Source organism: Bradyrhizobium sp. Pa8 (genome assembly GCF_052588265.1).
Map to the genome: position 1 here is coordinate 2144462 of NZ_CP176767.1, position 18111 is coordinate 2162572.

Consider the following 18111-nt stretch of genomic DNA (forward strand, 5'->3'; position numbering starts at 1 on the left):
AGACTGCTGACGGACGAGTCCTGACACATGACACTGGTTGCGGAACATATCGAAGGCGACACCCGGGATCGTATCCTCGAGGTGGCCGAGCGGCTGTTCCGCCAGATCGGCTACCAGAAGACCACGGTCGGGGACATCGCCAAGGAGCTCAGGATGAGCCCCGCCAACGTCTATCGCTTCTTCGAATCGAAGAAGGCGATTCACCAGTCGGTGGCGCGGGCCTTGATGGGCGAGGTCGAGATCGAAGCGCAGCGGATCGTGGCGCGGCCCGGTCCGGTGCTCCCGCGCTTCCGCGAGCTGCTCACCACCATCCATCGCATGAACACCGAGCGCTATGTCGGCGATAACAAGCTGCATGAGATGGTCGAGATCGCGATGCAGGAGGACTGGGACGTCTGCGTCGCCCATATGGAGTGCATTGCCGGCGTCATCGGCCAGGTGATCGCGCAGGGAGCCGCGTCCGGCGAGTTCGAGGCGCCGGACCTGCAACTGGCCTCGCTGTGCGCCTGCACCGCGATGATGCGCTTTTTCCACCCCCAGATGATCGCCCAGTGCGCCACCAAGCCGGGCCCGACCATCGACCAGATGATCGATTTCGTCATCGCGGGTCTGTCCCCGCGCCACTGACGGGCGCTGGAATTTCCCCTATAAACTGCTTGGCGCCGCCCTCAACGGGTGGATGGCGGGCAATGACGAAAAGGAAGCAGCGCGTGACCGACAAAGACCTCTATTTCTACGAGCCCTCCAAGGGCCACGGCCTCAAGCACGATCCCTTCAACGCCATCATCGCGCCGCGGCCGATCGGCTGGATCTCGTCTCGTGACACCAAGGGCCACGTCAACCTCGCGCCCTACAGCTTCTTTAACGCGTTCTGCTACGTGCCGCCGATCATCGGCTTCTCCTCCACCAACTGGAAGGACACGGTCTCGAACATGGAGCAGACCGGCGAGTTCGTCTGGAATCTCGCCACCATGGACCTCGCCAGGCACATGAACGCGACCGCCGCGCATGTCGCCCCCGAGGTCGACGAGTTCGAGATCGCGGGCCTCACCGCCGTGCCCGGCAAGCTCGTCAACGTGCCGCGCGTGGCTGAGAGCCCCGTCGCCTTCGAGTGCAAGGTCTCCGACATCGTCCGGCTCAAGGGTGCCGACGGCAAGGAGGCCGACGCTTGGCTGACGCTGGGCGAGGTCGTCGCCGTCCATATCGACAAGGCCATGATCAAGGACGGCGTCTACCAGACCGCCGCCGCCCGCCCCATCGTCCGCGCCGGCCGCCAGGGCGACTATTTCGAGATCAAACCGGAAAACATGTTCGAGATGGTCCGGCCGGATTAAGGCCCGGCCACCGCTCTCTCGTCATTCCGGGGCGACGCGTAGCGTCGAGCCCGGAATCCATAACCACCATCGCGAGTATGGATTCCGGGCTCGCGCCAAGAGGCGCGCCCCGGAATGACGTGGGGAGACATCTAGCACTCATCATCCCCGGAACTGCCCCCGCGCCCCGGCCGTTATGGCCCCCGGGGCGGCCGCCCGGCCGCGTCAATTCGCTTCTTTTTGCTCGCGAAGTGTTCCCTTACCCCGGCCACTTTCCGCTAAAATGCCGATAACCGCGCCGATGCATGAGGTCAGCCATGAGCTTCCGCCGCGACAAAATCACAAAGCCGATCTTCTCCTGGGCGCGCGGCGTGCTGCCGGCGATGTCCGACACCGAGCGCGAGGCGCTGGAGGCCGGTGACGTCTGGTGGGATGCCGATCTCTTCACCGGCAACCCCGATTGGTCGAAGCTGCTGAAGGTGCCTCAGGCGACGCTCACCCCCGAGGAGCAGGCCTTCCTCAACGGCCCGGTCGACGCGCTCTGCGCCATGCTCGACGAGTGGAAGATCTTTTGGGAATGGCGCGACCTGCCGCAGGAGGTCTGGCATTTCGTCAAGCGCGAAAAATTCTTCGGCATGATCATTCCGAAGGAGTTTGGCGGCCTCGGCTTTTCGCCCTATGCGCATTCGGAAGTGGTGCGAAAAATCTCGACCCGCTCGATTGCGGCGGCCGTCACCGTGATGGTGCCGAACTCGCTCGGGCCGGGTGAGCTTCTGATGCGCTTCGGCACGAAAGAGCAGCAGGAGCGCTGGTTGCCGCGCCTTGCCGACGGCCGCGACATTCCCTGCTTCGGCCTGACCAGCCCCGAAGCCGGCTCCGACGCCGCCTCGATGGTCGACATCGGCATCATCTGCAAGGGCGATTTCGAGGGCCGCGAGGTCATTGGCCTCAGGCTCAACTGGCACAAGCGCTACATCACGCTCGGCCCGGTCGCGACGCTGCTCGGCCTCGCCTTCAAGGCCTATGACCCCGACCACCTCGTGGGCAGCCAGGACGAGCTCGGCATCACCGTCGCGCTGATCCCGACCAATCTGCCGGGCGTCAAGATCGGCCATCGTCATCTGCCGTCGATGCAGGTGTTCCAGAATGGCCCGAACTGGGGCCGCGACGTCTTCATCCCGCTCGACTATGTCATCGGCGGCAAGGAGAGACTCGGGCAGGGCTGGAAGATGCTGATGACGGCGCTTGCCGCCGGCCGCGGCATTTCCCTTCCATCGTTGTCGGCGGCCGGTGCCGCCTATGCCGCCCGCACCACCGGCGCGTATGCCCGCATTCGCGAGCAGTTCGGCATCTCCATCTCCAAATTCGAGGGCGTCGAGGAGCCGCTCGCGCGCATCGTTGCGACCGCCTACCAGCTCGACGCGGCGCGCCGGCTGACCTGCGCGGCGCTGAACGCCGATGTCCACCCTGCCGTCATCTCCGGAATCATGAAGCTGCACGCGACCGAGCGGATGCGCACCGCAGTCGACGACGCCATGGACATCCATGGCGGCAAGGCGGTGATCGACGGTCCGCAAAACTATCTCGGCAATCTGCACCGCGCCGTGCCGGTCGGTATCACGGTCGAGGGCGCCAACATCCTGACCCGCAACCTCATCGTGTTCGGGCAGGGCGCCATCCGCGCGCATCCCTATCTGCTCGACGAGATGAACGCGTTGGCCGACACCGATCGCGAGCGCGGGCTCGCCGCATTCGACAAGGCGTTCTGGAAACATGTCAGCCATAGCTTCCAGACGCTGTTGCGTGCGTTCGGCCGGAGCTGGAGCTTCGGCGCCTTCGCGCTTGCGCCGGATGCGGGCGATGCCACGCCATTCTATCGCCAGCTCGCGCGCTACTCCGCGGCGTTCGCGCTCTGCGCCGACATGGCGCTGCTCACGCTCGGCGGCGCGCTCAAGCGCAAGGAGATGCTGTCGGCGCGCTTCGGCGACATCCTCTCCGAGCTCTACCTGCTCTCGGCCGCGCTGAAGCGCTGGCAGGACGAAGGCCGGCAGAAGGAGGATTTTGCTGCGCTCGAATGGTGCATGGCGACCGGCTTCAAGACCATCGAGAACCGGCTTGCCGAGATCCTCGCCAATCTGCCCAATCGTTTTGTCGCTGTCATCCTCAAGCTCATCGTCCAACCCTTCGGCGCGCGGGTGCTCGGCCCGTCCGACCGTGTCGTGCACCAATGCGCCAGCCTCGTGCTGGAGCCGTCGGCCGCGCGCGAGCGTCTCACGCCGGATCTCGCTTATGTCGATGACGACTGCGGCTTTGCCCGGCTGGAGCGCGCGTTCAAGCTGGTTGCGGGCTCCGATGCCATCGCCAAGCGCATGCGCGCGGCGCATGTCCGGGACTGGAAAGATGGCGTCGCCAAGGGCGTGATCACGCAGGCCGAAGGCGAGCAGCTTGCGGCCGCTCATGAAGCCGTCACAAAAGTGATCGAGGTTGATGATTTTGCGCCGGAGGCGCTGTCGCCGATTTACAAGAAAACCGGAGATGTGCATCAGTTCTTCCAGGAACTCGGTGAACAGAGGGCGGCGAGCTGATGGCACGACCGGTTTTCATCGTCGACGGCAGCCGGACGCCGTTTCTCAAAGCGCGTTCGGGGCCGGGACCGTTCACGCCGGTCGATCTCGCCGTGCAATGCGGCCGGCCGCTGCTGGCGCGTCAGCCGTTTTCACCCGATGATTTCGATCAGGTCATCCTCGGCTGCGTCAACGTGATCGCGGACGAGATGAACCCGGCCCGCGTCGCCGCGCTCCGTCTCGGCATGGGCGAGGACATGGTCGCCTTCACCGTGCAGATCAATTGCGGCTCCGGCATGCAGTCGATCGACACGGCCTACCGCTACATCCGCGAGGGCCATGCCGACATGATCCTCGCCGGCGGCACCGAGGCGCTGAGCCACGCGCCGCTGGTCTGGCCGAATTCCGGTGTGCGCTGGTTCGCCGGCCTTGCCACCGCCAAGGGCGTGGCCGCGAAGCTGGCGGCCGCCTTCAAGCTGCGGCCGCGCTATCTCAAGCCGATCATCGGCCTTGAGCGCGGCCTGACCGATCCCATCACCGATTTGAACATGGGCCAGACCGCCGAGGTCGTCGGCCATCTCTTCGGCATCACGCGGGCACAGTCCGACGCCTATGCCGCCGAAAGTCATCGCCGGCTCGCGCATGCGCAGGCCGAAGGTTTCCTCAAGGGCGAGGTCGAGACCGCGTTCTCTCGCGATGGAAAATTCTTCGACCATGACGACGGCGTGCGGCCGGACTCGACGGCCGAGACGCTGGCAAAGCTCCGGCCGGTGTTCGAACGCCCCTGGGGCCAGGTCACCGCCGGCAATTCGTCGCAGATCACCGACGGCGCGTCCTGGGTGATCCTCGCCTCCGACGCGGCGGTCGCAAAACACAAATTGATGCCGAAGGCTGTGATCGTCGACAGCAATTGGGCCGCGCTCGATCCCAGCATTATGGGGCTGGGTCCCGTGATGTCGGCGACGCCGCTGCTTCAACGCAACGACCTCACCGTCAAGGACGTCGAGACCTGGGAGCTGAACGAAGCCTTCGCGACGCAGGTGCTCGGGTGCCTCGCCGCCTGGAACGACGACAAATTCTGTCGCGAGATCCTGGGCCTCGACGGCGCGGCCGGCGAGATCGACCGTGACAAGCTCAACGTCGATGGCGGCGCCATCTCGCTCGGCCATCCCGTCGGCACGTCCGGCAACCGCATCGTGCTGCATCTCGTCAATGCGATGAAGCGGCTCGGCACGCGCCGCGGCGTCGCGACCGAATGCATTGGCGGCGGGCTCGGCGGCGCCATGCTGATCGAGGCGGTGTGACCATGGATTCCAGGATCATGACGGCGCTCGGCGACCGCGTGCTGGAGCTTGGGCCCAAGCCCGCGACCGACAGCCCCTACAAGCACTTCAAGCTGACGCACGATGCCGACGGCGTCGCCTGGCTGCTGTTCGACCGCGCAGATGCTAACGCCAACACGCTGTCCTCGGATGTGATGGAGGAGTTCGATGCCGCGCTCGCGGCGATCGAGACCGAACGTCCCGCAGGCCTCGTGATCCGCTCGGCAAAGCCGTCCGGCTTCATTGCCGGCGCCGACGTCAACGAATTCCGCGGCGCCAGCGATCCCGAGATGGTTGAGACACGCATCCGCGCGGCGCATGCGGTGGTCGATCATCTGGAGGCGCTGAAGCTGCCGACGGTCGCGGTCATCCACGGCTTCTGCCTCGGCGGCGGGCTGGAGGTCGCGCTGGCCTGCCAGTCGCGCATTGCGATCGATGGCGCGCGCTTCGGCTTCCCGGAGGTGATGCTCGGCCTGCATCCCGGCCTCGGCGGCACCGCGCGCTTCACCACACTGGTGAACCCGACCCAGTCGATGGCGCTGATGCTGACCGGCCGCACCATCGATGCGCGCCGCGCCAGATCGCTCGGCCTCATCGATACCGTGACGCAGGAGCGGCACGTCCGCAACGCGATGAAGGATGCGCTGTTCGGCCGTCTGAAGCGGGCGCGTCCGGGCCTTCTGACTCACGCCGCGAATTTCGGTCCCGTGCGCTGGCTGCTGGCCAGGCGCATGCGCTCGGAGGCGGCGAAGGCCGCGCCCCGCGAGCATTATCCGGCGCCCTACGCACTGATCGATCTCTGGGAGACCCATGGCGGCAGCAAGGCCGCGATGCTGAAGGCCGAGCAGGCCTCGTTCGCCAGGCTGATGGTGACGCCGACGGCGCAGAATTTGATCCGCGTGTTCTTCCTGCGCGAGCAGATGAAGAAAACGGCCGGCGTCGGCAATTCGGTCAAACATGTTCACGTCATCGGTGCCGGCGCCATGGGCGGGGATATCGCGGCCTGGTGTGCGGGGCAGGGGCTGCGCGTCTCGCTCGCGGACATGAAGGCGGAGCCGATTGCCGGCGCGGTGAAGCGCGCCGCCGAGCTCTACGGCAAGATCATCCGCAAGCCGACCGAGGTGCGCGACGCGCTGGATCGTCTGATCCCCGATATGGACGGCGAGGGTGTCCGCAATGCCGATCTCTTCATCGAGGCGGTGCCGGAAAAGCTCGAGCTGAAGCAGAAGGTCTATGCGGGCCTCGAGCCGAAGATGAAGCCGGGCGCGATCCTCGCGACCAACACGTCGAGCATTCCGCTCCAGGATCTGCGCACCACGCTGGCGCGGCCGGAGCGGCTGGTCGGCCTGCACTTCTTCAACCCGGTGTCGCGGCTGCAACTGGTCGAGGTCGTCAGCCATGACGGCAACGACCCGCAGGTGCTCAAGGAGGCGCTCGCCTTCGTCGGCGCGATCGACCGTCTGCCGCTCTCCGTGAAGAGCTCGCCCGGCTTCCTCGTCAACCGTGCGCTGACTCCCTACATGCTGGAAGCGATGGTGATGCTGGACGAGAAGATCGACCAGCGCCTGATCGACGCCGCGGCCGAGCAGTTCGGCATGCCGATGGGACCGATCGAGCTCGCCGACCAGGTCGGGCTCGACATCTGCCTCGACGTCGGCGACATGCTGCGTACCAAGTTCGGCGATCTGCTCCCGCCGACGCCAGCCTGGCTGCGCGAGAAAGTCGCCAAGGGCGAGCTTGGCCGCAAGTCGGGCAAGGGATTCTACACCTGGAAGGACGGCAAGGCGGAGAAGGCGCCGTTGCCCGAGGCCGGCCCGCGCGTCACCGACCAGATGATCGACCGCCTGGTGCTGCCGATGTCCAATGTCTGCGTCGCGGCACTCCGCGAAGGTATCGTCGACGATGCCGATGCGGTCGACGGCGCCATGATCTTCGGCACCGGATATGCACCGTTCCGCGGCGGTCCGCTGAACTACGCGCGCACGCGCGGCGTGGAAAATGTCATATCCACCCTGCGCGCGCTGGCCGAGCGATTCGGCGGGCGCTTTGCGCCCGATCCGGGCTGGGACAATTTCAAGTGAGACCGACATGACCGAAACGTCCGACATCGAGCCGCGCGGCGATCTCTGCATTCGCACGCTGGCAATGCCCGCCGACACCAATGCCAACGGCGACATCTTCGGCGGTTGGCTGCTCAGCCAGATGGATGTCGGCGGCGGCGTGTTCGCATCGAAGCTCGCGAGGTCGCGTACGGTCACCGTGGCGATCGAAGCGATGAATTTTCGCAAAGCGGTCTATGTCGGCGATCTCGTTTCGGTCTATGCCAATCTCGTCCGCGTGGGCCGCACCTCGATGACCGTGCATCTCGAAGCCTGGGCGCTGCGACGCAGGGAGCTCCAGCCGATCCTCGTCACCGACGGTCATTTCACCTACGTCTCGATCGATGATGACGGCCGTCCGCAAGCGATCCAGCGCAACGATCCGCCGATCGCGACGTAATCGCGCGCGACGCTCTGCCCCATCTCACGAAAACTTGCGGCACGCCAAACGCGGCGCGGCTGAGTCATCGCGTCGCGGCTTCGCCAAGAACAAGTCATAAAACGGATGAGGTCCCGGCGTACTCAATTGCGTGTCGATTCGGGGTGGAAACGGCCTCAAATGCTCAGGAACCTTTGGGCAGGACTGCCGTTATTTGCCCGCACTGAGGAATCCACGGACCATGCCGGACAGCTACATTATCGAAGTCGACTCGCAAACCGCAGGTATCGTCGTTCGTTCTCAGGGAGGCTATTGCTTCTTCGCCTCGTCCGACCGCTTCAATCGCCTTGAAGGCCAGCTTTTCCGCAACGCCCGCGAAGCCGAGCGCGCCGCGCGCAAGCTGGTTAACGGCGATGTGAAGGAAGCGGCGTAGGCGCCGCTGTCATTCCGGGGCGCGCGGAGCGCAGGTCGGAATCTTTTTCCGGGCACTCTGCTCTTCTCTCCACCCGTCTCGCCGCTGTGCGGCGAGCCACCCTCTCCCGCAAGGGGAGAGGGTGGATAGTCGCATCACAGCTTTGTCGCGGAGCGCGACAACAGCTTCCAATCGTCGCCCTGCTTCAGCCAGTTCATCAGGATATGAAGGCTGTTTGCCACTTTCTGTCCGCCGGTCATCATCTCGGCCAGCCAATGGAAGCGAACGATCGCGGCAGGGCCGACGATCTTGATGGTCGGGTCCTTGTACGTAATCGACAGGAATTCCGTCTTGCCGTCGGTGGCGTTGGCGACGAAGGCCGCCTTGTCCTCGAGGAAGCCGTTGGAGTGGCTGTAGCTCAGATCATCCGCGCAGAGCGCGCTCAGCGCCTTCGGGTCGGCCGCGATCTGGGCGAGACGAAATGCCTCGACGTTTCTTGCCACCGCCTCGTGGTCCGTCGTGGCGGCATGATCGCGATTCAGTGTCATCGTATCCTCCGTTCTTTATCTTGCGCGAACTGTTGCAGCCGCACCTGATTTTGTCGAGCGTCAGTCGCAATACGCTGCATTGCGCCAGCAGGCGCGAATTCTGACGCGCAAAGCATGGTCGGAATTTTTTGCAGCCCTTGATACGGCTGCCTTTTTCCTTCTCCCCTTGCGGGAGACGGTGGCATAGGCCGCCCCCGGCGGCCATTCTTAAGAGAACGCCGAAGCAAAGCTTCGGCTATGGCGCCGGATGAGCGGTATCTCTCCGCGCATTCCGATCGAAATGAGTTCTGGGAGACATACCCTCTCACCCGCCTCGCCGCGATGCGGCGAGCCACCCTCTCCCGCAGGGGGAGAGGGTCAGCAGTCGCATCACAACTTCGTTGCGGCCCGCGACAGCAGCTTCCAATCGTCGCCCTGCTTCTGCCAGTTCATCAGGATGTGAAGATTGGTCGATACTTTTTTCCCATCGGCCGCCATTTCCTGTTCGCCCATCCAGTGGAAGCGCACGATCGCGGCCGGGCCGACGACCTTGATGGTCGGGTCCTTGTACTCGATCGACAGGAATTTTGATTTGCCGTCGGTAGCGTTGGCGACGAAGGTCGCCTTGTCCTCGACCTTGCCGTTGGAATGGCTGTAGCTCACTTCGTCGGCGCAGAGCGCACCGAGCGCCTTGGGATCGGCCGCGATCTGGGCGAGGCGGAAGGCCTCGACCTTCTTCGCCACGGCTTCCTCGTCCGCCGCGGCCGCCAGCGCCGGTGTGAGAGCAAGCGCAGAGACCGCAAGGCTTGAGACAGCAAGAGTCGAGAGAGCCAGATCGCGTCGGTTGATCGTCATCGTTTCCTCCTTTTTGATCTTGCGCGGAGTGTTGCAGCCGCGCGCGACTTTGTCGAGTGTCGCGTGGCGGTCATGTCGATGCGTCATTGCGCGATCGGGGCTGCATTGATACGTGTTTCGCATTGATGCATCGTGCATTCGGGAAAGTACGGAAATGATCGAGGCCAAAGGGCAAGCGCAGGGGCAAGTGACGGGGAGGGCGCTGCTGTTCGACATCGACGGCACGCTGGCCAACACCGACCCGCTGCACCTCAAGGCGTTCAACCAGGTGCTTGGGCCGCGCGGCCATGTGTTCGATCACGCGCGCTTCTCCAGGGAGCTGCAAGGCTTCGCCAATGCGTCGATCGGCGAGCGCTTTCTGCCCGACGAAACCGTGGAACGGCGCGCCGTGATCCTTGGAGAGAAGGAGGTCGTCTTCCGCACACTCGTCGCCGGACAGATCGAGCCGCTTCCGGGTCTGATGGCGCTGCTCGACCGCGCGGATGCCGCCGGCATTCCCATGGTCGCCGTGACCAACGCGCCGCGTCCGAATGCCGAGCTGCTGCTCTCCGGTCTCGGCATCACGCACCGCTTCAGGGCGCTTGTGATCGGCGATGAGCTGCTGCACGGCAAGCCGCACCCGCTGCCCTATCAGGAGGGGCTGCGTTTCGTTGGCGGGAGCGCGACGGCTTCGATCGCGTTCGAGGATTCCCGCTCCGGCGTGCAGTCGGCGACGGCCGCCGGCATTCCGACCATCGGCATCCGGACGAGCCTCAGCCATGCCGACCTTGTTGGCGCCGGCGCGGTCGCCTCCGCCAGCGCGTTCGACGATCCGGAACTGCTCGCGCGTCTCGCCGCCGCGATGGCATGGTGAGAGGCTTTGTCCGTTAACCGTGATCGCCGAGCGCATTGACCGAACGTGCGAACCGCCGCACCATGGACCTTCCTGATTTGAGGCCATCGCCGTGACCGGATTGACCCATCGCCAAGCCGAAATCCTCAACATCGCGCGCGCCTCGGGGCGCGTCATGGTCGAGGAGCTGGCGCGCCGGTTCGAGGTATCGGCGCAGACGATCCGCAAGGATCTCAACGATCTCTGCGAGCGCCGCTCGCTGACCCGTATCCACGGCGGCGCCATCATCGCCTCCGGCGTCGAAAACCTCGCCTACGAGGCGAGGCGGTTCGTCGCCGCCGACGAAAAGAAGGCGATCGGGGCTGCTGCCGCCTCGCTGATCCCGAACGGCTGCTCGCTCTTCATCAATATCGGCACCACGACCGAGGAGGTGGCGAGCGCGCTGACCTCGCACGAGGACCTCCTCGTCATCACCAACAATCTCAACGTCGCGATGCTGCTCTACCGCCATCCCCGCATCGAGGTGGTGGTCGCCGGCGGCACGGTGCGGCGGGCCGACGGCGCCGTGGTCGGCTCGACCGCGACGCAGCTCATCGGCCAGTTCAAGGTCGACTACGCCATCATCGGGGCGTCCGCGATCGACGAGGAGGGCGCGCTGCTCGACTTCGACTATCGCGAGGTGCAGGTGGCGCAAGCCATCATCGCCAATGCCCGCAGCGTCATGCTGGTTGCCGACTCCACCAAACTGCGCCGCAGCGCGCCGGTGCGCATCGCCCATATCACCCAGATCCAGACCTTCGTGACCGACCAGGAGCTGCCCGAGCGCCTCGCCACCATCTGCCACAGCAAGGGCATCGAGGTGATGGCGGCGATGCCGAAGGGGGCGGATATCGATGATGCGACGGCCGATGCTCAGGATGCGGCACCGGAAGCCGCGCCGGTGGTGCGGCTGAGATAGCGGCTTAGGCGTCGCTCCATGGGTTGAGCAGCGGAACGCCGAAGGCCGCGAAATCCTTCACATTGCGTGTGACGAGCGTGAGATTGTTGGCGAACGCGGTGGCCGCAAAGAAGCCGTCCATCACGGATAACGCAACGCCGGTGCGACGGCTCTGCGCCATCAGGTCGCCCCACCGCTCGGCGACCGCGTGGTCGATCGGCAGGATACGCTGCGCGAACCGAGCCGGCAGGTCGTGGGCGAGCCAAGCGGCCAGCGCGGCGCGGCGACGGCCATCATCCAGCAGGGCGATGCCGCGGCGCAGCTCGGCGATCGAGGCAATGCTGATGAACGCGCGATCCTCATCGACCGTATCGAGCCAGGCCAAGACTTTCGAGGAAGGCGCCGGCCGCTGAACCTCCGACAGCACGTTGGTGTCGAGGAGCAGGTTCACGGCATCTCGTCGCGCGGTTCGTCCGGCACACGCTCAAGTTCGAGCTCGACACCGCGCAGCGGCGAAGCCAGCAGGAATTCGGCCAGCGTGCCTTTGCGCACCGTCTTTCGCGCCCATTCATCCGCGGAAACGACCACGGCATTGGGCCTGCCGTGTCGGGTGATGATCTGCGGGACAGTTTGGGCGCGATCGACCACCTCGGACAGGCGTGCCTTGGCATTGGCAAGCGTCCACGTGTCGGTGGGCGACGAATCGGGAGCGGTACTACGGTCTGTCATGCTGATGTAACCATAGTGACCATTATGACTAATTATAGCCCCAGGGATGATTGTTCAAGTTCGATACTGCGGTTCGAATCGACATCCGAAGCGCCCATTTCGATGGCAGATTGCCCACGAGAAAGTTCCTCTTTCACTTCCTTTCGCCTCTCTTTCATCTTGCTTTCGTTTTTCGGTGTGATCTAATCAAAAACGAAAGTAGTCGCTCGAAGGAACGAGCGGTCGCCGGGGGATGCGTCTGTTGGAGCGTATTTTCGACCTCGCCATTATCGGAGGCGGTGTTAACGGCTGCGGCATCGCGCGCGACGCGGTGGGTCGCGGCAACACGGTCTTCCTGTGCGAAATGAACGATTTGGCGAGCGGGACCTCGTCCTGGTCGACCAAGCTGGTCCATGGCGGCCTGCGCTATCTCGAATATTACGAGTTTCGCCTGGTCCGCGAGGCGCTGATCGAGCGCGAGATCCTCTGGGGAATCGCGCCCCATATCATCCGTCCCCTGCGTTTCGTTTTGCCGCATCACGCCGGCCTGCGCCCGGCCTGGCTGCTGCGCCTCGGCCTCTTCCTCTATGACCATATCGGCGGCCGTCATCTGTTGCCGGCGACGCGTTCGGTCGATCTCAGGCGCGACGAGGTTGGCCGTCCGCTGATCCCGAACCGCTACAGCCGCGCGTTCGAATATTCGGACTGCTTCGTCGACGACGCCCGTCTCGTCGTGCTCAACGCGCGCGATGCCGCCGACAAGGGCGCCGAGATCCGCACCCGCACTCGCGCGACGGATATCAAGCAGTCCGGCCGCATCTGGACCGTCGGCATGGTCAACACGCTGACCGGCGAGCGTTCGTCGATCCAGGCCCGCGCGCTGGTCAATGCCGGCGGCCCCTGGGTCGAGGATGTGCTCGGCCGCGGCGCCGGCGTGAACGCGAAAGCCAAGGTGCGCCTGGTGCAGGGCTCGCACATCGTGGTCAAGAAACTCTACGACCACGACCGCGCCTACATGTTCCAGAACGCGGACGGCCGCATCATCTTCGTGATCCCGTACCAGGACGACTTTACGCTGATCGGCACCACCGATCGCGATTATGACGGCGATCCCTCCAAGGTGAAGGCGACGCCCGAAGAGATCGAGTACCTCTGCGCCGCCGCGAGCGAGTATCTGGCCAAGCCGGTGACTTCAGCGGACGTCGTCTGGACCTATTCCGGCGTGCGACCGCTTTATGACGACGGCGCCAGCGAAGCCAAGGCCGCGACGCGCGACTACGTGTTCGAGCTCGACACACCCGGCGGCGTGCCGCTGCTCTCGATCTATGGCGGCAAGATCACGACCTACCGCCGGCTCGCCGAAGAGGCGCTGGAACGGCTCGCGCCCTATCTTCGCAGTGCAAAAGCGCGCGAAGGTTGGACCGGCAAATGGCCGCTGCCCGGCGGCGACATGGGCGTGTCCGACGTCGACGGCCTGATCGCCGAGCTCCAGCGCGGCTATCCCTTCCTCAGCCTCGAGCACGCCCGGCGTCTCGCCCGCGCTTACGGCACCCGTGCGATCAAGCTGCTCGGCGACGCGAAATCGTCGGCCGATCTCGGCCAGGCCTTCGGCGCGACGCTGACCGAGCGCGAGGTCCGCTACCTCATGGTCAATGAATGGGCGGTCACGGCGGAAGACATCGTCTGGCGCCGCTCCAAGCTTGGCCTGCGACTATCTGCCGATGAGATCGCTGCATTGAACGACTGGATTGCAACCCATACTGTGCCGCAAAGTCCCCTGCTGGAAGCGGGAGGACGCCCATGACCGTGACGCTCGATCATGTGACCCGAACCGTCGAGGGGATACCGCACATCCGCGACGTCTCGCTGACGCTCGAGAGCGGCACGCTCAACGTGCTGCTCGGGCCGACGCTGTCGGGCAAGACCTCGATCATGCGGCTGCTGGCCGGCCTCGACAAGCCGACCTCGGGCAAGGTGCTGGTCAACGGCAAGGACGTCACCGGTGTCGACGTGCGCCAGCGTTCGGTCGCGATGGTCTATCAGCAGTTCATCAACTACCCCTCGCTCTCGGTCTACGAGAACATCGCCTCGCCTTTGCGCGTGCAGGGCAAGTCGCGCGAGGAGATCGAGAAGCGCGTGGCGGAAGCCGCGCGGCTGCTCCGGCTCGAGCCGTTCCTGAAACGCACGCCGCTCCAGCTCTCCGGCGGCCAGCAGCAGCGCACCGCGATGGCGCGCGCGCTGGTGAAGGGCGCCGATCTCGTGCTGCTCGACGAACCGCTCGCCAACCTCGACTACAAGCTGCGCGAGGAGCTGCGTACCGAGCTGCCGCGCATCTTCGAGGCGTCCGGCGCGATCTTCGTCTATGCCACGACCGAGCCGACCGAAGCGCTGCTGCTTGGCGGCAACACGGTCTGCATGTGGGAGGGGCAGGCGCTCCAGATCGGCGAGACGCCGAATGTCTACCGCCGCCCGCAGACGCTGCGTGTCGCTCAGGTGTTCTCCGATCCGCCGCTCAACCTCGTCGGCATCGAGAAGAAGAACGGCTCTGTGCAATATGCGGGCGGCATCGCCGCGCCGGCCTCCGGTCTCTATTCATCGCTCGCAGACGGCGCCTATCGCGTCGGCTTCCGCGCCCATCAGCTCGCCCTCGCCAATGGCGAGGCCGACCGCCACGCCTTCCATGCCACGGTGACGGTGACCGAGATCACCGGTTCGGAGAGTTTCGTGCACCTGACCCGCGACGGATCGAACTGGGTGGCGGTGCTGCACGGCGTGCACGAGTTCGAGCCCGGCCAGACCATCGATGCCGTGCTCGATCCCAACGACGTTTTCGTGTTCGACGCGGCCGACCGCCTGGTCGCGGCACCCGTAGCGTTTTCAAGCGAAGCGCGTAGCGGTTCGCGTGAAGAAAACGCGTCAACAAGTAAAAGCTCTTGAGGGAGATGCGACATGGCCCGCATTGACCTCGTCGATCTCGCCCACTCCTACGGCGGCAATGATGCGCCGCAGGAAAGCTTTGCGCTGAAGCCGGTGACCATGACCTGGCGGCAGGGCGGTGCTTACGCGCTGCTCGGTCCGTCCGGCTGCGGCAAGACCACGCTGCTCAACGTCATCTCCGGCATCATCACGCCGTCGCGGGGGAAAATCCTGTTCGACGGCCGGGACATCACACCGCTGTCAACCCAGAAGCGCAACATCGCCCAGGTGTTCCAGTTTCCGGTGATCTACGACACCATGACGGTGGGGCAGAACCTGGCGTTTCCGCTGAAGAACCGCGGCGTGCCGAAGGCCGAGATCGACAAGCGCGTCGCCGAGATCGGCCGCCTGCTCGACCTCGAGCCCTATCTCAATCGCAAGGCCACGCGCCTCACGGCGGATGCCAAGCAAAAAATCTCGCTCGGCCGCGGCCTGGTCCGCTCCGACGTCGCCGCCGTGCTGTTCGACGAGCCGCTTACCGTGATCGATCCCGAGCTGAAATGGCAGCTCCGCTCCAAGCTGAAGGCGCTGCATCGCGAGCTCGACCTGACGATGATCTACGTCACCCACGACCAGACCGAGGCGCTGACCTTCGCCGACACCGTTGTCGTCATGCATGACGGCCGCGTGGTGCAGAGCGGCACGCCGGCCGAGCTGTTCGACAAGCCGGCGCACACCTTCGTGGGCTATTTCATCGGCTCGCCCGGCATGAACATCCTGCCGGCCGAGGTGAGGGGTCGCGAGGCCCGCATCGGCGGGAATGTCATCGCGCTCCACCGCAGCTATGACAACCTGCCGGCCGGCGCCAAGATCGAGATCGGCGTGCGTCCGGAGTTCGTCGATGCCGTCGCGCCCGCACCCGGATTGCTTACAGCGAAGATCGATCGCATCGACGACCTCGGCCGCATCCGCTTCGCGCGCGTCCGCATCGGCGAGGCCAAGATCGCGGCGCGCGCGCCGGCGGGCTTCACCAGCGCGGACGGAACCGCCGGGCTGAAATTCGATCCGTCGCATGTCCACGTCTATGCCGACAGCCTTCTGGTGGAGGGAGCCGCCTGATGGACAAGACCGTCAACCAAAAAGCCTGGTTCCTGGTGCTGCCGGTGTTCCTGGTCGTGGCCTTCTCGGCGGTGCTGCCGCTGATGACGGTCGTGAACTATTCGATGCAGGATACCTTCGGCAACAACCAGTTCTTCTGGAACGGCGTCGGCTGGTTCAAGGAACTGCTCGATCCCTCGACCGATCTCGGCGGCCGCTTCCTCGCCTCGCTCGGCCGCAATCTGTTCTTCTCGCTGGTGATCCTCGCGATCGAGGTGCCGCTCGGCATCGTCATCGCGCTGTCGATGCCGCGTCAGGGCTGGACGGTGGCGGCCTGCCTCGTCATCCTCGCGCTGCCGTTGTTGATTCCGTGGAACGTGGTCGGCACGATCTGGCAGATTTTTGGCCGGCCCGACATCGGTCTGATGGGCTATGTGCTCAACCACATCGGCCTCGACTACAATTACGTCTCCAACGAAGTCGACGCCTGGGTCACCGTCATCGTGATGGATGTCTGGCACTGGACCAGCCTCGTCGCGCTGCTTTGCTATGCCGGCCTGAAGTCGATCCCGGAGGCCTATTATCAGGCTGCGCAGATAGACGGCGCCTCGCGCTGGGCCGTGTTCAAGGCGATCCAGCTGCCCAAGATGAACCGCGTGCTGTTGATCGCGGTGCTGCTGCGCTTCATGGACTCGTTCATGATCTACACCGAGCCGTTCGTCGTCACCGGCGGCGGACCCGGCAACTCGACCACCTTCGTCTCGATCGAGCTGGTCAAGATCGCGCTCGGCCAGTTCGACCTCGGCAAGGCCGCCGCGCTGTCGCTGGTCTACAATCTGATCATCCTGATCGTCTGCTGGATCTTTTACACCGTCATGACCAATGCCGGCGTCGAGCGTAAGGCACAGGCGGAGAAGGAGCCGGCGGCGGAGCCCAAGGCCGCAGGCGCGCTCCAGCCCGCGCCCGCGCTCAAGCCGAAGGAAGGAGTGGCCTGATGCATTCGATTCCCGGCCGTCGCGTCATCATGGCGCTGTTCTTGATCTTCCTGCTGTTGCCGATCTACTGGCTCGTCAACATGAGCTTCAAGACCAACGCCGAGATCGTCTCGACGATGACGCTGTGGCCGCATTCCCCGACGCTGCAGCATTACAAGCGCATCTTCACCGACGAGAGCTGGTATTCCGGTTACATCAATTCGCTGGAATACGTCGTCCTCAACACCATCATCTCGATCTCGGTGGCGTTGCCGGCGGCCTACGCGTTCTCGCGCTACCGCTTCCTCGGCGACAAGCATCTGTTCTTCTGGCTGCTGTCGAACCGCATGGCCCCGGCGGCGGTCTATGCGCTGCCGTTCTTCAATCTCTATTCGGCGATCGGGCTCTTTGATACTCCTTGGGCCGTTGCGCTCGCGCATTGCATCTTCAACGTCCCGCTGGCGGTGTGGATCCTCGAAGGCTTCGTCTCCGGCGTGCCGCGCGAGATCGACGAGACCGCCTTCCTCGACGGCTATTCGTTCCCGCGCTTCTTCATCAGGATCCTGGTGCCGCTGATCGCGAGCGGCATCGGCGTCGCCGCCTTCTTCTGCTTCATGTTCTCCTGGGTCGAGCTCCTGCTCGCGCGGACGCTGACCTCGGTGCAGGCAAAACCGATCGCGGCGATCATGACGCGTACGGTGTCGGCTGCGGGCATGGACTGGGGCCTGCTGGCCGCAGCCGGCGTGCTCACCATCATCCCAGGCGCCCTCGTGATCTGGTTCGTCCGCAATTACATCGCGAGCGGTTTCGCGCTCGGTCGGGTCTAGGGAGGCATCGATGGAATCTATTGCATGGATGGCCTGGACGCTGCCGACCGCGATCTTCTTCGTGGCGCTCGCTAGCACCCTCGCGGTCATGACGTACCTCGCCGCGGTCTATCCCGAAGCCGAGCGCGTCGGCGTGCTCAGTATTCCGACGACGCGGGGCGACCGCCTGTTCATCTCCCTGATCACGGCGGCCGTGATCCACCTTCTGTGGATCGCCTTCGCCGGCACCGATACACTCGCCACCCTGCCGATCGGCGAGGAAGGTTTTGAGATTTCGAGCCTGTGGCTCGCAAGTGGGATTTCGCTGGCCACGGCCGTGCTCATTTTTCGCACGGTCTGAAGCTCGCG

The 18111-nt window shown here is 64.7% G+C and carries 19 protein-coding genes; 15 read left to right on the forward strand and 4 right to left on the reverse strand.

Going from position 1 to position 18111, the window contains the following annotated elements; genetic code table 11:
- Positions 1–27 precede the first annotated feature (27 nt).
- The 7 genes from ACKWRH_RS09740 (at position 28) to ACKWRH_RS09770 (ending at position 8110) form a co-directional block, all read left to right on the forward strand.
- Positions 28–627 (forward strand): TetR/AcrR family transcriptional regulator, encoded by a 600-nt coding sequence (locus tag ACKWRH_RS09740; protein WP_282524424.1) that lies wholly within the window; start codon positions 28–30, stop codon positions 625–627.
- Positions 628–710: 83 nt separating this feature from the next.
- The gene (locus ACKWRH_RS09745; RefSeq protein ID WP_445220331.1) at positions 711–1334 is read left to right on the forward strand and encodes a flavin reductase family protein; all 624 of its coding nucleotides are present in this window, start codon (positions 711–713) and stop codon (positions 1332–1334) included.
- A 296-nt stretch (positions 1335–1630) separates the two neighbouring features.
- On the forward strand, positions 1631–3898 hold the full coding sequence (locus ACKWRH_RS09750) for an acyl-CoA dehydrogenase (RefSeq protein WP_445220332.1): 2268 nt from the start codon (positions 1631–1633) through the stop codon (positions 3896–3898).
- Positions 3898–5181, forward strand: a complete 1284-nt coding sequence (locus tag ACKWRH_RS09755) for an acetyl-CoA C-acetyltransferase (protein WP_445220333.1) — start codon at positions 3898–3900, stop codon at positions 5179–5181. Before ACKWRH_RS09750 ends, ACKWRH_RS09755 begins: the two co-directional genes overlap by 1 nt.
- Positions 5182–5183: 2 nt before the next feature.
- Positions 5184–7280 (forward strand): 3-hydroxyacyl-CoA dehydrogenase NAD-binding domain-containing protein, encoded by a 2097-nt coding sequence (locus ACKWRH_RS09760; RefSeq protein ID WP_445220334.1) that lies wholly within the window; start codon positions 5184–5186, stop codon positions 7278–7280.
- 7 nt (positions 7281–7287) lie between these two features.
- The gene (locus ACKWRH_RS09765; RefSeq protein ID WP_445220335.1) at positions 7288–7698 is read left to right on the forward strand and encodes an acyl-CoA thioesterase; all 411 of its coding nucleotides are present in this window, start codon (positions 7288–7290) and stop codon (positions 7696–7698) included.
- A gap of 220 nt (positions 7699–7918) precedes the next feature.
- Positions 7919–8110, forward strand: coding sequence for a hypothetical protein (locus ACKWRH_RS09770; RefSeq protein ID WP_014497451.1), 192 nt, complete (start codon positions 7919–7921; stop codon positions 8108–8110).
- A 134-nt stretch (positions 8111–8244) separates the two neighbouring features.
- Here ACKWRH_RS09770 and ACKWRH_RS09775 read toward each other — a convergent pair whose 3' ends face one another.
- Both ACKWRH_RS09775 and ACKWRH_RS09780 read right to left on the reverse strand, forming a co-directional pair.
- Positions 8245–8637, reverse strand: coding sequence for a nuclear transport factor 2 family protein (locus tag ACKWRH_RS09775; protein WP_445220336.1), 393 nt, complete (start codon positions 8635–8637; stop codon positions 8245–8247).
- A 369-nt stretch (positions 8638–9006) separates the two neighbouring features.
- The gene (locus ACKWRH_RS09780) at positions 9007–9471 is read right to left on the reverse strand and encodes a nuclear transport factor 2 family protein (RefSeq protein WP_445220337.1); all 465 of its coding nucleotides are present in this window, start codon (positions 9469–9471) and stop codon (positions 9007–9009) included.
- A 154-nt stretch (positions 9472–9625) separates the two neighbouring features.
- Here ACKWRH_RS09780 and ACKWRH_RS09785 point away from each other — a divergent pair, with 154 nt between their 5' ends.
- Both ACKWRH_RS09785 and ACKWRH_RS09790 read left to right on the forward strand, forming a co-directional pair.
- Positions 9626–10324, forward strand: a complete 699-nt coding sequence (locus ACKWRH_RS09785) for an HAD family hydrolase (protein WP_445220338.1) — start codon at positions 9626–9628, stop codon at positions 10322–10324.
- 91 nt (positions 10325–10415) lie between these two features.
- The gene (locus ACKWRH_RS09790) at positions 10416–11261 is read left to right on the forward strand and encodes a DeoR/GlpR family DNA-binding transcription regulator (protein ID WP_014497447.1); all 846 of its coding nucleotides are present in this window, start codon (positions 10416–10418) and stop codon (positions 11259–11261) included.
- 4 nt (positions 11262–11265) lie between these two features.
- Here the strand turns inward: ACKWRH_RS09790 and ACKWRH_RS09795 are convergent, their stop codons facing one another.
- Together ACKWRH_RS09795 and ACKWRH_RS09800 are read right to left on the reverse strand one after the other, a co-directional pair.
- The gene (locus ACKWRH_RS09795) at positions 11266–11691 is read right to left on the reverse strand and encodes a type II toxin-antitoxin system VapC family toxin (RefSeq protein ID WP_445220339.1); all 426 of its coding nucleotides are present in this window, start codon (positions 11689–11691) and stop codon (positions 11266–11268) included.
- The gene (locus tag ACKWRH_RS09800; RefSeq protein ID WP_445220340.1) at positions 11688–11969 is read right to left on the reverse strand and encodes a type II toxin-antitoxin system Phd/YefM family antitoxin; all 282 of its coding nucleotides are present in this window, start codon (positions 11967–11969) and stop codon (positions 11688–11690) included. Before ACKWRH_RS09800 ends, ACKWRH_RS09795 begins: the two co-directional genes overlap by 4 nt.
- A 232-nt stretch (positions 11970–12201) precedes the next feature.
- Here ACKWRH_RS09800 and glpD point away from each other — a divergent pair, with 232 nt between their 5' ends.
- From glpD to ACKWRH_RS09830, 6 genes are read left to right on the forward strand one after another with little or no spacing between them, the layout of a single operon-like run.
- A complete protein-coding gene (glpD, locus tag ACKWRH_RS09805; RefSeq protein ID WP_445220341.1) occupies positions 12202–13752 on the forward strand; it encodes a glycerol-3-phosphate dehydrogenase in 1551 nt (516 codons plus the stop codon).
- Positions 13749–14885 carry an ABC transporter ATP-binding protein gene (locus ACKWRH_RS09810; protein ID WP_445220342.1) on the forward strand — a complete coding sequence of 379 codons (1137 nt, stop codon included), beginning with the start codon at positions 13749–13751 and terminating at the stop codon, positions 14883–14885. Before glpD ends, ACKWRH_RS09810 begins: the two co-directional genes overlap by 4 nt.
- Before the next feature lie 12 nt (positions 14886–14897).
- Positions 14898–15983 (forward strand): ABC transporter ATP-binding protein, encoded by a 1086-nt coding sequence (locus ACKWRH_RS09815; protein ID WP_445220343.1) that lies wholly within the window; start codon positions 14898–14900, stop codon positions 15981–15983.
- The gene (locus ACKWRH_RS09820) at positions 15983–16957 is read left to right on the forward strand and encodes a carbohydrate ABC transporter permease (protein WP_445220344.1); all 975 of its coding nucleotides are present in this window, start codon (positions 15983–15985) and stop codon (positions 16955–16957) included. Before ACKWRH_RS09815 ends, ACKWRH_RS09820 begins: the two co-directional genes overlap by 1 nt.
- Positions 16957–17763, forward strand: coding sequence for a carbohydrate ABC transporter permease (locus ACKWRH_RS09825; RefSeq protein WP_014497440.1), 807 nt, complete (start codon positions 16957–16959; stop codon positions 17761–17763). The genes ACKWRH_RS09820 and ACKWRH_RS09825 overlap by 1 nt, the downstream gene beginning before the upstream one ends.
- A gap of 10 nt (positions 17764–17773) precedes the next feature.
- Positions 17774–18103 (forward strand): DUF2160 domain-containing protein, encoded by a 330-nt coding sequence (locus ACKWRH_RS09830; protein ID WP_135216342.1) that lies wholly within the window; start codon positions 17774–17776, stop codon positions 18101–18103.
- Positions 18104–18111: the final 8 nt, after the last annotated feature.